Annotated in this window: 11 protein-coding genes, 1 tRNA gene and 1 riboswitch; of the genes, 6 read left to right on the top strand and 6 right to left on the bottom strand. The window is 73.4% G+C overall.

Going from position 1 to position 14,101, the window contains the following annotated elements; all coding sequences use genetic code 11:
• Positions 1-293: 293 nt before the first annotated feature.
• Together ACF061_RS35305 and ACF061_RS35300 are read left to right on the top strand one after the other, a co-directional pair.
• Positions 294-1,052, top strand: a complete 759-nt coding sequence (locus tag ACF061_RS35305) for a glycosyltransferase family 2 protein (RefSeq protein ID WP_392271107.1) — start codon at positions 294-296, stop codon at positions 1,050-1,052.
• Entirely contained in the window at positions 1,049-2,317 is a 1,269-nt protein-coding gene (locus tag ACF061_RS35300; RefSeq protein WP_392271106.1) for a mannosyltransferase family protein, read from the top strand. Before ACF061_RS35305 ends, ACF061_RS35300 begins: the two co-directional genes overlap by 4 nt.
• A 49-nt stretch (positions 2,318-2,366) precedes the next feature.
• Here ACF061_RS35300 and ribA read toward each other — a convergent pair whose 3' ends face one another.
• Positions 2,367-3,089 (bottom strand): GTP cyclohydrolase II, encoded by a 723-nt coding sequence (gene ribA / locus ACF061_RS35295; protein ID WP_392271105.1) that lies wholly within the window; start codon positions 3,087-3,089, stop codon positions 2,367-2,369.
• A 131-nt stretch (positions 3,090-3,220) separates the two neighbouring features.
• Positions 3,221-3,733: a MarR family winged helix-turn-helix transcriptional regulator gene (locus ACF061_RS35290; RefSeq protein ID WP_392271104.1), complete on the bottom strand. Its 513-nt coding sequence runs from the start codon at positions 3,731-3,733 to the stop codon at positions 3,221-3,223.
• Positions 3,734-3,810: 77 nt separating this feature from the next.
• On the opposite strand from ACF061_RS35290, the gene ACF061_RS35285 reads away from it, so the two are divergent.
• From ACF061_RS35285 to ACF061_RS35270, 4 genes are all read left to right on the top strand, one after another.
• The gene (locus ACF061_RS35285; RefSeq protein WP_392271103.1) at positions 3,811-4,971 is read left to right on the top strand and encodes a dihydrofolate reductase family protein; all 1,161 of its coding nucleotides are present in this window, start codon (positions 3,811-3,813) and stop codon (positions 4,969-4,971) included.
• Between the two features lie 242 nt (positions 4,972-5,213).
• Positions 5,214-5,287 (top strand) — tRNA-Met (locus ACF061_RS35280).
• 448 nt (positions 5,288-5,735) lie between these two features.
• Positions 5,736-5,893: riboswitch (cyclic di-AMP (ydaO/yuaA leader) on the top strand.
• A gap of 11 nt (positions 5,894-5,904) precedes the next feature.
• Positions 5,905-6,972 carry a M23 family metallopeptidase gene (locus tag ACF061_RS35275; protein ID WP_392271102.1) on the top strand — a complete coding sequence of 356 codons (1,068 nt, stop codon included), beginning with the start codon at positions 5,905-5,907 and terminating at the stop codon, positions 6,970-6,972.
• A gap of 79 nt (positions 6,973-7,051) precedes the next feature.
• Positions 7,052-8,005, top strand: a complete 954-nt coding sequence (locus ACF061_RS35270; RefSeq protein ID WP_392271101.1) for an aldo/keto reductase — start codon at positions 7,052-7,054, stop codon at positions 8,003-8,005.
• A 15-nt stretch (positions 8,006-8,020) separates the two neighbouring features.
• Here ACF061_RS35270 and ACF061_RS35265 read toward each other — a convergent pair whose 3' ends face one another.
• From ACF061_RS35265 to ACF061_RS35250, 4 genes are all read right to left on the bottom strand, one after another.
• Entirely contained in the window at positions 8,021-9,472 is a 1,452-nt protein-coding gene (locus ACF061_RS35265; RefSeq protein WP_392271100.1) for a PrsW family glutamic-type intramembrane protease, read from the bottom strand.
• 243 nt (positions 9,473-9,715) lie between these two features.
• On the bottom strand, positions 9,716-10,546 hold the full coding sequence (gene trmB / locus ACF061_RS35260; protein ID WP_392271099.1) for a tRNA (guanosine(46)-N7)-methyltransferase TrmB: 831 nt from the start codon (positions 10,544-10,546) through the stop codon (positions 9,716-9,718).
• A 149-nt stretch (positions 10,547-10,695) separates the two neighbouring features.
• A complete protein-coding gene (gene lhgO / locus ACF061_RS35255) occupies positions 10,696-11,943 on the bottom strand; it encodes an L-2-hydroxyglutarate oxidase (protein ID WP_392271098.1) in 1,248 nt (415 codons plus the stop codon).
• 57 nt (positions 11,944-12,000) lie between these two features.
• The gene (locus ACF061_RS35250) at positions 12,001-13,425 is read right to left on the bottom strand and encodes an MFS transporter (RefSeq protein WP_392271097.1); all 1,425 of its coding nucleotides are present in this window, start codon (positions 13,423-13,425) and stop codon (positions 12,001-12,003) included.
• Positions 13,426-14,101: the final 676 nt, after the last annotated feature.

Raw genomic sequence — 14,101 nt, 5'->3', positions numbered from 1 at the left:
TCGCCGCCGGGACGGGCACCGGCCGCCCGCCCCGGCGGCCACCGATACCGGCGCCGCCACGCGCGCCGATACCGGTGTCGCGATGCGCACTGATACCGGTGTCGCAATGGGCGCGAATACCGGTGCCGCGACGCGGACCGGTGCGGGTGCCGCGGTGCGTGTCTCCGACCCCGGTGCCGCCACGCGTTCCGACAGCGGCGCCCCGACGCGTTCCGATACCGGCGCCCCGACCCGAGACCGCGCCTCGTCCGGAGACGGCGCACCACCGGGAGCCGGCCTCCCTCCCGGAGCCCGTGCTGGACATCGTCGTACCGGTGTCCGACCAGGAGAACGACCCGGGGCCCGGCCTCCGCCGGCTCCACGCGCACCCGCGTGAGACCTTCCCCGGCCCGTCCCGCAGCACCGCCACCGACGACGCCGGTACCGACGGCGCCCCGCGCATCGCCGCCCGGCCGGCCGGCGAACTCCCCGAGGCGGAGTGGCCGCGGCCGACCGAGAAGGACCGCGGCCGGGCACTGCGGGCCGCCCGGTCGAGGCCGGCGGTCCTCGTCCCGGCGTATCCGGACGCCGACCTGCCCACCGGACCGCCCACCGAACCGGCGGCCCTGCTGCCGCTCGTCGCCCCCCTGCTCCCCGGGCACCGCGACTTCGCCAACGACACCCGGCTCGCTCCTGGAGCCCGGGTGGTGCGCGGGCCCGACAGGAAGACCGTCTCCCGCCGCTACGGCGTCAACCCGCGCGCCATCCTCGGCGTGGGCCTCTCCTGCGCGCCGCGCGGTTCCAGGTCGGCTCCTCGCGACGTCACCGAGCAGCCGCTGCCGTTGGTGCGCGGCGCGGAGTGGTCCTTCGACACCGAACCGCTGGTGCTCGCCGAGCGGACGCGGCTGCCGGGACACGAGGCGCCGGCCGACCGGGCCGACGCTCACCCCGAACGGCTTCGGCACGTACGTCCGCCACCGGGCGGCCCGGCACACCCTCCCCCCGCTCGCCCCGCCCCGGCACGTACCGGCCGGAACACCCTCCCGTACCCATCAGAAACGGATGCCCGATGACCGCGACCGTGCCCCCCACCGAGACATCGGGCACCCCTCGGGCGGACGGTGCCCACGAACCCCCCGCCGAGCCGTCCGGCGGTCGCGCGCGCCGGTGGCCGCTCGACCGGCTGACGCCGACTGACCTGCGGGTGCTGCGGCTGTACCTCTTCACCCGCCTGGGACTGTGGCTCATCACCTACGCCGTCGCCTGGACCGCCCCCGGAGGCGACAGCAAGAAGCCGGCCGGCTGGCTGTCCCGCTGGGAGCAGTGGGACTGGGTCCACTACCGGCGAATAGCCCAGTACGGTTACTTCGACCCGTTCCCCGGCATGGACCCGCCGCACGACAACCGGGTCGCCTTCTTCCCCGGTTTCCCCCTGGTGCTGCGCGCCGTGCACACCGTGGTCGCCGACTGGACCGTGGCCGGCCTGCTGGTCTCCCTGGTGAGCGGCGCGGTCGCCGTCGTGGCGCTGGCCCGGATCGCCGGGCTCGAGAGTCCGGACGGCGCCCGCTCCGGGCAACGGGCCGCCGCGTTCCTGCTGGCCTCGCCGGCGGCCGTCTTCCTGGCCGCCGGATACACCGAGTCGCTGTTCCTGGCCTTCGCCCTGCCGGCCTGGCTCGCGGCGAAGCGACGCCACTGGCCGCTCGCCGGACTGCTCGGCGCGGCGGCCACCACCGTCCGCATCAGCGGGCTGTTCCTGGCCGCCGCGATCGCCGTCGAACTCCTGCTCACCCTGCGCCCGTCCGCCCGCACCGGCCAGGCGGACCCCGGAGTGCTGCGCCGCCTGCTTCCGCTGGGCTGGTGTGCGCTGCCCGCCGTGCCCGCGGTCGCGTACACCGTCTACCTGCACGAGCGCACCGGTGACTGGCAGGCCTGGCAGCACGCCGAGGAACGCGGCTGGTACCGGGACTTCCACACGCCCCTCGAAGCGTTCCGCAACACCTGGCGGAACGCCTTCGACCACCTCCAGACCACCGGTTACGCGGTCGAGTTCCAGCTGGAGCTGGTGGCCATGGCGGTCGGCGTCCTGCTGCTGGCGATGCTGCTGTTCCGCCGCCGCTGGCCGGAGGCCGTCTACGTCGGGCTCAGCCTCTGGGCCCTGGGCACGTCCTACTGGTACCTGTCCATTCCCCGCGCCACCCTGCTCTGGTGGCCGTTGTGGACGGGACTGGCCCGCTGGAGTCTGCGCCGCCGCTGGGTGGGGGAGGCCTACGCCGGGGTGGTGGCGCCGCTGACGGTGGTGCTCGCGGTGACCTTCACCTCGGGCCGCTGGACCGGCTGACGGGGTCTCGGGCCGGTGGACCGGCTGGCGGGCCGGTCCGCGGGCGGTGTCAGCCCGCGCTCAGCTCGGTCAGTTCGTCCAGGGGGAGGGTGTGCCGGGTCCGGAGGACCTTGGCGCGCAGGTAGCGGACGTTGTGGTCGGTGGTGAAGACGCCGGTCGGCACCCGGTCGTGGACCTCGATGCCCAGGGCGCGGAGCTGGTCGGCCTTGTCCGGGTTGTTGGAGAGCAGGTCCAGGGCCGTGATGCCGAGGGCCTTCAGCATCTGGGCCGCCGCCGTGTAGTCACGGGCGTCCTCGGGCAGGCCGAGGGCCGCGTTCGCCGCGTAGGTGTCCAGGCCCTGGTCCTGGAGGGCGTAGGCGTCGAGCTTGTTGTAGAGACCGATGCCCCGGCCCTCCTGGCGGAGGTAGAGCAGGACACCGCCGCGGTCGGCGATGCGTTCCACCGCCTCGCGCAGCTGCGGACCGCAGTCGCAGCGGGCGGAGCCGAAGACGTCGCCGGTCAGGCACTCGGAGTGCAGCCGGACCAGCGGGACGGCCCGGCCGGCACCGGCGGGCGCGGAGGAGGCGGGGCCGGGGACGGAGGCGGGAGCGCGGTCAGGGGCGGAGCCGGGGACCGGGGCGGAGCCGGGCGCGCCCAGCACCACCGCCACGTGTTCCTGCCCGTCGGTCAGCCCGTGGAAGGTGACCAGTTCGGCGTCGACGCGGTAGCCGTCGGGGAAGCGCAGCGGTACCCGGACGCGGGCGCGCAGGGTGGCGGCGGGTGTGTCGGGCATGCGGGTCCTCCGAGGGCCGGGCGGGCGGAATGGTGCTTCAGATTTGAAGCAAGACGTCGCTCCGAGACCCTAACGCGTGCTTAAAATTTGAAGCAAATGGAATACGGTTCTCCCGGCCCCCGGCCCCCGGCTCAGTCGCAGGGCGAGGACCGCCGCCGCCAGGGCACTTCCTCGGGTCCGGCTCCGGGCCCGTCGCCCTGGAGGCCGCGGGTGATCCGGGTGCAGATCTCCTCCAGCTGCCCCACCTGCTCCGGGGTCAGCCGGTCGAAGAGGCGCTCGCGTACGGTCTCCACATGGCCGGGCGCCGTGCGCTCCAGGACCGACATGCCCTCCGGCGTCAGCACCGCGACGCTGCCCCGCCTGTCCGAGGAGCATCCCTCGCGGCGGACCAGACCGTCCTTCTCGAGCCGCGCCACCGCGTACGTCAACCGGCTGCGCGTGATCTTCAGCCGCTCGGCGAGGCCGGTCATGCGCAGTGCGCGGTCCGGGGTCTCGGAGAGGACCGACAGGATGGAGTAGTACAGGTGCGGCATGCCGGCCTCCTGCTGGAGCTGCCGGTCGATCGCGTCCTCCAGCAGGAGGGAGGCGGCGATGTAGGCGCGCCAGGCGCGCTGCTCCTCGGGCGTGAGCCAGCGGGTCGTCATGCCGCCAGTGTAGTTTGTTTCAAACTTGAACCAATTCGGTCGGCGCCGGCCGTCCGCGTCCCAGGGAGAGTACGTCGATGCCCCTGCCGTACGTCCTGCTGTCCGCCGCCGTCTCGCTCGACGGCTACCTCGACGACACCGGGCCCGACCGCCTCCTGCTGTCCGGCCCCGCCGACTTCGACCGGGTCGACGAGGTGCGGGCGTCCGTGGACGCGATCCTCGTCGGGGCCGCCACCCTGCGCGCCGACAACCCGCGGCTGCTGGTCAACTCGCCGCGGCGGCGCGCCGCCCGGATCGCCGCCGGGCGGCCGGAGTACCCGCTGAAGGTCACGGTCAGCGCCTCCGGCGACCTGGACCCGGACGCGCTCTTCTGGTGCACGGGCGGCGCGAAGTCCGTCTACACGACGGACGCGGGCGCCGACCGGCTGCGGCGGGCCGGCATCGCCTCCGGGGGGACCGGCGCCGTCGACGTCGTCGCGCTGGGCGCCGAGCTCGACTGGCGGCGCCTGCTGGAGCACCTGCACGACGTGCGCGGCGTGCGCCGGCTCATGGTCGAGGGCGGCGGCACGGTCCACACCCAGCTGCTCCAGCGGCAGCTCGCCGACGAGGTGCAGCTCGTGCTCGCCCCGGTGTTCGTGGGCGACCCCGGCGCGCCGCGGCTGTTCGGGCCGGGGCGGTACCAGGGTGGCCGGCTGCGGCTGGTGGAGACGCGGGCGGTCGAGGACGTCGTGCTCATGCGCTACGAGCCCACGGCTCCCGGCGTCGGCGAGCGTGCCGTTCCCGCGGACCGGCACTGGCTCCGGCTCGCCTGCGACCTGGCGCTGCGGTGTCCGCCGTCGCGGACCGCGTTCAGCGTGGGCGCGGTGGTGGTCGCCGCCGACGGCACCGAGCTCGCGCGGGGGTACTCACGGGAGGCCGGTGACCCGGCCGCGCACGCGGAGGAGGCGGCACTGGCCAAGATCGACCCGATGGATCCGCGGCTGCCTGGCGCCACGGTGTACAGCAGCCTGGAGCCGTGCGCCCGACGCGCCTCCCGGCCGCGCCCGTGCGCCCGGCTGATTCTCGACGCCGGGGTACGGCGGGTGGTCACGGCCTGGCGGGAACCGGACACGTTCATCGAGGCGGCCGACGGGACCGGAGTCCTGGTCGGCGGCGGCGCGGAGGTCGTCGTACTGCCGGAGTTCGAGGAAGCGGCCAAGGAGCCGAACCGGCACCTGCTCGACGGGCCCCCGGCGTGAGACCGCACCGCATCCGCTCGGCGGGCCTTTGGCGTGAGCGTGAGACCGCACCGCATCCGCTCGGCGGGCTCCCGGAGTCAGCCCAACCGGGACCCGCGCGGTCCGGCTCCGGTGTGAGCCGGACGGGTGCCTGCCGGGCGGCACCAGTGGCGGCGGAGGGCCGCCGTCCGGGCCGCCGGAGGCGGGCGTGTGTAAACGCGTGTGCAACCCACCTCGAACATGGGATACACTGGTTTCACCGACGCGGGGTGGAGCAGCTCGGTAGCTCGCTGGGCTCATAACCCAGAGGTCGCAGGTTCAAATCCTGTCCCCGCTACTGAAGGCTCAGGGCCGGAATCCGAACATGGATTCCGGCCCTGAGTGTTTTCCGATCCCGCCTGTTCCCGAGCCTCGGGTTCTCCGCGCTCGTTCTCCGCGCTCGTGTGCTCACGAGGCCGGGCCTCTCCCGCCCCTCCCGCGCGTTCTCGCCGTCCCGACGGACCCGCCCCCTCCCCTGATCGTTGTCACGACACGTGAGCGACCGGTCCCCGTCCGCATAACAACTGACACACCATCAGGTCGGGCCGAGTGGCGAGGAGGGTGCGCGATGGCGCCGAAGTGGCTTGATCCTTTGTCAACTCACCCGGTTTTCACCCCCCGCAGGGGTTATGTCCTGGCCAAAAAGGTTTAATGATCAAGCCGCGCGGCTTGGAAACCGAGCCTCGCGTCTATTAACGTTCGATAACGCAGCGCGGTCGTCCCAGCCGTCACAAGAGGCGGCTCCGTGCGCGCACGCGCCGAATCCCGCGAGGGAACCGGGGAACCACCAACTTGGGGTGAATCGCACGTCGTCCACCGTGTCGTCACGGCTGGTTGACGCGCGTAGGAGACCTTCCCGCTCCGAACCCGTCAGCTAACCCGGTAGGCGACGCGGAAGGAAAGGAGTACGCCCGCGTGGCGTCCAACCGGCCTGCCCCTGAAGCCCCGTTCGTGCCCGGCCAGGGTCCCGAGACCTTCGCTTACGGCGACCGGGGCCCCGATGAGGGCCCCTGGGAGGAGTGGAACCCCACCGAGGAGTCCCTCCGCCCGGTACGCGGCCGGCACCGGGTCGCCAAGCAGCGCGGCGGCGGACTCGCCCGCAGCTCCACCGTGCTCGGCGTCGGCGTCATGGCCGCCGTCGGCGCGGGCGGCATGGCCAGCGCCAACACCGGCAAGCCGCCGGTCTCCATCTCCCTGCCCGACCTGCCCTCCGTGGGCGTGCCCTCCGTCGGCTCGCTCTTCGAGGACTCCTCCGTCCAGGAGGAAACCCCCCAGGGCTCCGCTACCGCGCTGAGCGACGTCGGCACGGCCGCCGCCCCGAGTGGACGGGACACCCCCGACGCGGGCGAGGCACTGCGCAACCGCATCATGGCGCAGGCCGAGCAGCAGCAGGACCAGGTCGAGGCGAAGGCCCGGGCCGCCGCCGAGGCCGCCGCCGTGAAGAAGGCCCAGGCGGACGCCGCCGAGGCCAAGCGGGAGGCCGAGCGGGTGGCCGAGGCCAAGGCCGCCGCCGCGAAGAAGAAGGCGGAGGAGGAGGCCAGGAGGAAGGCGGAGGCGGCGCGGCTGGCCGAGCTGGCCAGGCAGTACACGCTGCCGACCTCCTCGTACACCATCACCTCCACCTTCGGTCAGGCCGGCACCATGTGGTCCTCCGGCCACCACACCGGTCTCGACTTCGCCGCCCCCACCGGCACCCTGATCAAGGCGATCCACAGCGGCACCATCACCGAGGCCGGCTGGGCGGGCTCGTACGGCTACCGCACGATCCTCACCCTCGACGACGGCACCGAGCTGTGGTTCTGCCACCAGTCGTCGATCACCGTGACCGTCGGCCAGAAGGTGAGCACGGGTGACGTCATCGGCCGGGTCGGCGCCACCGGCAACGTCACCGGTCCGCACCTGCACCTGGAGGTCCACCCCGACGGGTCGCCCGCCGGCATCGACCCGATGGCGTGGCTGCACGGCAAGGGCCTCAACCCCTGACCTTTGTTTGCGCGATCTTTGCGCCCGGAAACGGCGGGGCGCGGAATGGGTCGCTCCGGATCGGTCGTTGATGCTCTACATGACTTCCAAGACTTCACTGCGCAAGCTGGGCCCGTCCGACCTCGAGGTCTTCCCGCTCGCCCTCGGCGGCAACGTCTTCGGCTGGACCGCCGACCAGGCGCAGTCGTTCGCGGTGCTCGACGCCTACGCGGCGGCCGGCGGCAACTTCGTCGACACCGCCGACTCGTACTCCGCGTGGATCGAGGGCAACCGGGGCGGCGAGTCCGAGACGATCATCGGCAAGTGGGTCAAGGAGCGCGGCAACCGCTCCGAGGTGGTCATCGCCACCAAGGTCAGCCAGCACCCCGACTACCAGGGCCTGAGCGCCGCCAACATCAAGGCCGCGGCCGACGCCTCCCTCAAGCGCCTGGGCACCGACTACATCGACCTGTACTACACCCACTTCGACCAGCCGGAGGTGCCCGTCGAGGAGATCGTCGGCGCCCTCGACGCACTGGTGAAGGCGGGCAAGGTGCGGCACATCGCCGCCTCCAACATCTCCGCCGAGCGGCTGGAGGCGTCGCTGGAGTTCTCCGAGCGCGAGGGCCTGGCCAGGTACGTGGCGCTCCAGCCGCACTACAACCTGGTCTCCCGCGGCACCTACGAAGGCGAGCTGCGCGACCTCGCCGAGCGGGCCGGCCTGGCCGCGGTGCCGTACTACGCGCTGGCCTCCGGCTTCCTGACCGGCAAGTACCGGCCCGGCGCCACGGTCGACAGCGCGCGGGCCGAGGGCGCCGGCAAGCACCTGGACACCGAGCGCGGCCAGAAGGTCCTCGCGGCCCTCGACGAGATCGCCCGGGCACGTGGGGCCGAGGTCGCCACCGTCGCACTGGCCTGGCTCGCGGCCCAGCCGACGGTGGTCGCCCCGATCGCCTCGGCGCGGACCGTGGAGCAGCTCCCGGCCCTGCTCGCCGTCGCGGAGCTGCGGCTGACGCAGGACGAGCTCGGGAAGCTCGCCCAGGCATCCGCCTGATCCCCCCGGCCGGTCCTAGGGCCGGGTCCGGTACGGGTTGTACGCGGCAGACGGCGCCACCGGCCCGTACGCCCCGTACCCCTGGGGCTGCCCGTGGCCACCGGGTTCCTGGGGCTGTCCGTACCACCCGTGCGCCTGGGGCCGGCCGTCCGGGCCCGCTCCCTGGTGCTGGGCGGGCCCGTACCGCTGGGAGTGCCCGTACACGCCGTACACCGGCCACGGCGGCGCGACCACCCGGACCGGCGGCGCGGTCATCCGCGCCGCGTGGTCCAGCGCGGGCTGCGCCACCTCGCGCCCGCGCCACATCGCGTGCAGCAGCTCCCGCTCCCGTACGGCGAAGTCGGCGCCGGCCCGGCCGAGCCGTCCCCGGTGGCGCAGGAACGCCAGCGACGTCGCGTACGCCTCGTACTGGGCGACGGTCCGCGCCGCCGGCTTGCCGAGGTGCCGGCCGGCGTACTCGCGGGCCAGTCGGCGGGCCCGCATGGACCCGAGGGCGAACGGCTCGGCGGGCGTCAGCCACCCGGCGGCGGCGTACGCCGGCAGCTCCTCGCGCACGGTCCGCAGCTCACGCTGCCGGGTCCAGACGACCAGCCAGGTCAGCAGCCCGAACGCGGGCACCATGAAGGCGCCGTAGACCGCGAAGAAGCCGTAGTCGCCGAAGGTCGAGGAGCCGTTCCAGAACGCGTGCATGCCCATCGCGAGCAGCAGCCCGGTCGGCGGCAGCAGCAGACGGCGCAGACGCTGGCGCTCCCCGGACAGCGCGGCGACGCCGAAGCCGATGCCGGTCAGGACGGTGAACAGGGGGTGCGCGAACGGCGACATGACGACCCGCACGAAGAAGGTCGCCGCGGTCACGGAGGCGATGCCCCGGCCGCCGGTCACCTGGTCGGCGCCGAAGGCGGTGCCGAGGTACAGGATGTTCTCGGTGAAGGCGAAGCCGGTCGCGGTCACCCCGGCGATCACCACACCGTCGACGATGCCGGTGAAGTCGCGTCTGCGGAAGAGGAAGATCAGCAGCACGGCGGCGGCCTTCGCCGACTCCTCCACGACCGGCGCTATCACGGTCGCCCCCAGGGTGTCCGCACCGGCCGGGTCGGCGGTCGCCGTGGCTATCCACTTCGTCGCGAAACTGTTGGCGACGATCGCTATCAGGGCCGCGGCGCACGCGCCCCAGGCGAAGGCGAACACCATGTTGCGCCAGGGACCGGGATCGACCCGGTCCAGCCAGCGGAAGGCGGCCGTCAGCAGCGGCACCGGCAGCACCGCCAGGCCGAGCCCGACCAGGAAGCCCTCGGTGCCGGTCTGCCGGCGGACGAGGGCGAGGATGACGAGCCCGGAGAGCGTCAGCAGGGCGGCCAGGGCGCCGTACCGCACCCGCTTCCGCTGCCACCAGTGGGCGTGCCGCGGTCCGCCGCCGACGGGGGCGGGTCCGCTGGGATGCGTCGGGTACGGGGGACAGATGGCCACGTGATTGACCCTAACGAGGGAGGGCGCCGCCCGCGACGGTGCCTCGACGTCCCGGTGCGGACGAGGTGATCAGGCGTGGCCCGGCGCGGACGGTGCGGTCCGGTGCGGTCGGTGTGACGGTGCGGTCGGTGTGGTCGTCGTGACGGTGCGGTCGGTGTGGTCGTCGTGACGGGGCGGTCGGTGTGGTCGTCGTGACGGGGCACGGCCCGGTGCGTGCGGTCGGGACCGGGCGCGGCCCAGGGGTCACGGCTGCTGGTCGCCGTGCGGTACGCGCCGGAAGAGCAGATCGTTCACCACGTGCCCCTTGTCCAGGCCCTGGCCCTCGAAACGGGTCAGGGGACGGAAGCCGGGGCGGGGCGCGAAGCCGCCGTCGGCCCGGGTGTTCTCGAAGCCCGGGTGCGCGGTCAGGACCTCGAGCATCTGTTCGGCGTAGGGCTCCCAGTCGGTCGCGCAGTGCACGACCGCCCCGGGCCGCAGCCGGGCGGCGGCCAGCGTCAGGAACTCGGGCTGGATCAGCCGCCGCTTGTGGTGCCGCTTCTTGGGCCAGGGGTCCGGGAAGTAGACGCGCAGCCCGTCGAGGGAGTCGGGGGTGAGCATCTCGCGCAGCAGGATGATCGCGTCGCCGTTGCCGACCCGCACGTTGGCGAGTCCGCCGCGGTCGGCGAGGCTCAGCAGGTTGCCCTGGCCGGGCGTGTGCACGTCGACGGCGAGGATGTTGGTGTCCGGGTCCGCCGCCGCCATCCGCGCGGTGGCCTCGCCCATCCCGAACCCGATCTCCAGCACCACGGGACGGTCGTTGCCGAACAGCTCGGCGAGGTCGAGCACCCGCTGACCGTCGATGTCCAGGCCCCACTGGGGCCACAGCCGTTGCAGGGCGTCGGCCTGCCCCGTGGTCACCCGGCTCCGTCGGGGCTGGAAGCTCCGGATCCGCCGCTCGAAGTGCGACCCGGCCGGATCGGCCCTGGGCCCGTCGGGGAACCGCGGCTCCCCCTTGGCCCGGGGGGGCCGAACGGACGCACCGGAGACGTCGTGCGGGAGCTGGTGAGCTGGGGAGAGGTTCAGGGAGTCAGACACAGTGCCACCGATTTTACGGGGCGGAGGACCGAAGCAGCCCGCCCGGTGCCCGGGCAACCGCGCCCGCCACCGACAGACGTGGACCCGGTCCCGGCCCCACTCCCCGCTCTCACCCACGCCCCCTCGCACTCCGGCGCCTGCCGCCCTCCTCACCCCTCCGCAGAGGCCAGCGCGGCCAGCGCCCGCCGAGCCACCTCCCGCCCGATGGGCAGCGAGGCGGTCGCCGCCGGCGACGGCGCGTTGAGCACATGCACGGCCCGGGCCCCCTCCCTGATCAGGAAGTCGTCCACCAGCGTCCCGTCCCGCAGCACCGCCTGCGCCCGGACCCCCGCGGCCGCCGGCACGAGATCCTCCTCCGTCACCACCGGCAGCAGTCTCCGCACCGCCTGTGCGAACGCCGCCTTCGACACCGACCGGCGCAGTTCCCCGGCGCCGTACCGCCAGTGCCGCCGGGCGATCCGCCACGATCCCGGCCAGCCCAGTGTCCCCGCCAGCTCCCGGGGCCGTACGACCCCCCACCCGTAGCCCTCGCGGGCGAGTGCCGGCACCGCGTTGGGCCCGATGTGCACGCCGCCGTCGATCCCGCGCGTCAGATGCACTCCGAGGAACGGGAACGCCGGGTCCGGCACCGGATACACCAGACCCCGCACCAGCTCCGGGCGCGCCAGCTCGTAGTACTCCCCGCGGAACGGCACGATCCGCATCCCCGGGTCGTCCCCGGTCAGCCGAGCCACCTCGTCGCAGTGCAGTCCGGCGCAGTTGACCAGCACACGCGCGCGCAGGACGTCGCCGCGCGCCGTGCGGACGGCCACCCCGAGCTCCGGCCGCCGGTCCACCCGGACGACCTCTGCCCCGTAGCGCATCTCGGCGCCCGAGGCGTGGGCCAGCTCCCGTGCGACGGCGGTGTAGTCGCAGATGCCGGTCGTGCCCACGTGGATCGCGGCCAGGCCGCGCACCTCCGGCTCGTACTCCGTGATCTGGGCGGCGCCCAGTTCGCGCACCGGGATGCCGTTCTCCCGGCCGCGCTGCACCAGGGCGTGCAGCCGGGGGAGCTCGGCCCGCTCGGTCGCGACGATCAGCTTGCCGGTGACGGCGTGCGCGATGCCGTACTCGGCGCAGAACTTGACCATCTCGGCGGCGCCCCGCACCGCGTACCGCGCCTTCAGGGAGCCCGGCCGGTAGTAGATCCCGCTGTGGATCACGCCGCTGTTGCGGCCCGTCTGGTGCCGGGCCGGGCCGGGTTCCTTCTCCAGCACGGTCACGCGCGTGCCCGGCGCGGCACGAGTGATCGCGTACGCCGTCGACAGGCCGACGATCCCGCCTCCGACCACCAGCACGTCGCAGTCGTAGCCGATCCCTGGCCGCACCAGCTCCACCTCCCGGTTCCGATAGTGCACCGTGCCACTGACAATGCCCACGAACCAGGGTGGTGGACCCACTCCCGGGCGAACCGTCTACGCGGGGGTCACGAGCAGCGGCCGGGCCCGTTCGCGGAGCTCGGCCACCCGGGGCTCGTGGCTGTAGGGCTCCAGCCGGTGCAGGAGGTCCTTGACGTACTCCGTGGTGCGCGCGGAGGAGATGCGCCCGGCGACCTCCACCGCCCGCACGCCCTGCTCGCAGGCGGCGTCCAGGTTCCCCGACTCCAGTTCGGCGACCGCGGAGACGACCAGTCTGAGGCCGTGCGAGCGCACGAACTCCTCCGTCGGCTTCGACAGCGCCTGCTCGGTGAAGCGGCGGACCTGGCGCGGCGCCTTCAGGTCGCGGTAGCACTCGGCGGCGTCGGCGGCGAACCGGTCGTAGCCGTAGAAGCCGAGCCAGGTCGGGTCGCTGTCGCCCTCGCGGGAGCGCTCCAGCCAGGCCTCGGCCGCCTTCAGGGACGCGCCGGCCGCCTGGGCGTCCCCCGCGCGCGCGTGGGCGCGTGCCTCGACGAGGCGGAAGAAGCTCATGGTGCGGGCCGTGGCCAGGCCGCGGTTGCGCTCCAGCGCGGCCTGCGCGAGGTCGACGCCCTCGTCGCCGAAGCCGCGGTAGGTCGCCTGGAGGGACATCGAGGCCAGGACGTAACCCCCTAAGGGCACGTCCGCGGCCGCGCGGGCCAGGCGCAGCGCCTGGATGTAGTACCGCTGCGCGGCCTCCTGCTGACCGGTGTCGAAGGCCATCCAGCCGGCCAGCCGGGTCAGTTCGGCGGACGCGCCGAACAGTGCCCTGCCGACCTCGTCGGAGTACGAGCCGAGCAGCAGCGGCGCCGCCTCCACCCGCAGGCACTCGGGCACCATCGACGAACGCCAGTCGCCGCCCCCGTACTTGGAGTCCCAGCGCCTGGCGTCCTCGGCTGCCTCCCGCAGCTTGCGCACATCGCTGTGGCCGACTTTGATCGGTGCGCCGGAGCCTTCCGCCCCTCCCGCTTCGCGCGCCACCGAACTGTCGGCCGGGGTTATCAGCCACCGGGAGGCGGGCGTGGCGTACGCGGTCACCGCGAAGGAGCCGGCGAGCGACTGCCAGATGCCGCCGGACCCGGCCCGGCGGCCGGCGAGGTCGAGCCGGTACAGCTCCGTCGCCGACTTCACCGCCTGGCCGACGTCCCGGGGGAAGGCGAGGCCCACTTCGGGCGCGGGATCCGCGTCCGCCAGGCCGATCTCGTGGAGCGGCACCGGGCGGCCGAGCTTCTGGCCGATGGCGGCCGCGATGAGGTGCGGTGCCGCACCCTGCGGCACCATGCCCTTCGAGACCCAGCGCGCCACCGACGTCTTGTCGTAGCGAAGCGTCAGGCCGCGTTGTGCGCCTAGGTCGTTGACGCGTCGCGCGAGCCCTGCGTTGCTGATTCCCGCGAGGGCGAGAACGGCGCCGAGCTTCTCGTTCGGCCCGCGTTGCTCCCTGGACATGCGCCACCCCTCGACACAGACGGCTGCCGCGCTGGCATAACCACGCGGCATTCGTAAACCCAGCGTAGTTCGCCGCATCCCAAGCGTTAAGGGGCATTCTTCCGGATGGCGGGATTGTGGTCCGTACGGGAGTACGGGCTCTGCACGCTGGGTTGCCACGTGCTCCCGACGTGTGGCCGTGCGCCCGTGCGTGCGCTCTACTCCGGCCACTTGGGGAGCGATTCCATGGCGGTGCGTGGGTCGGCCCGCTGTACTGGATCCAGTGGGCTGGGGGACACCGCCGCCTTCATCCCCGCGGGCGGCGGAACGGTCCGGGAGGCGAACTCCGCCTCCCGGACCGGGCGTTGTCCGTGCACTGTGCGCAGCGTCTACGGAGCGTGCGCACGTCTGTTCCCCGAACTCCGATTTGGCTGAAAATAGACCGCACCTCCCGCCGCCGAATTCCGTCCTCACCACGGCACTTGACGGCGCGCAGGTATTGCGGGGAGCGCATCAGGGGGCGCATTCAGGTCGCAGCGACCATGCCCGGTACGGGGGTTCACCATCACCGGGGCAGGCGCGCGGGGGCGCGCGGAGCGTGCCGAAGGCGGCTCCGCCTCCCCTCCGGCACGCCTCCTTCGTGGCAGCATGGTGACCGGTTCGTGCGGTGCACCTGGTTGTCCACAGTCCGTGGAGG

Origin of the sequence: Streptomyces sp. NPDC015220 (assembly GCF_043079345.1) — a bacterium.
In the GTDB taxonomy this organism is placed as follows: domain Bacteria; phylum Actinomycetota; class Actinomycetes; order Streptomycetales; family Streptomycetaceae; genus Streptomyces.
This window is presented reverse-complemented; position numbering and strand designations above follow the sequence as displayed.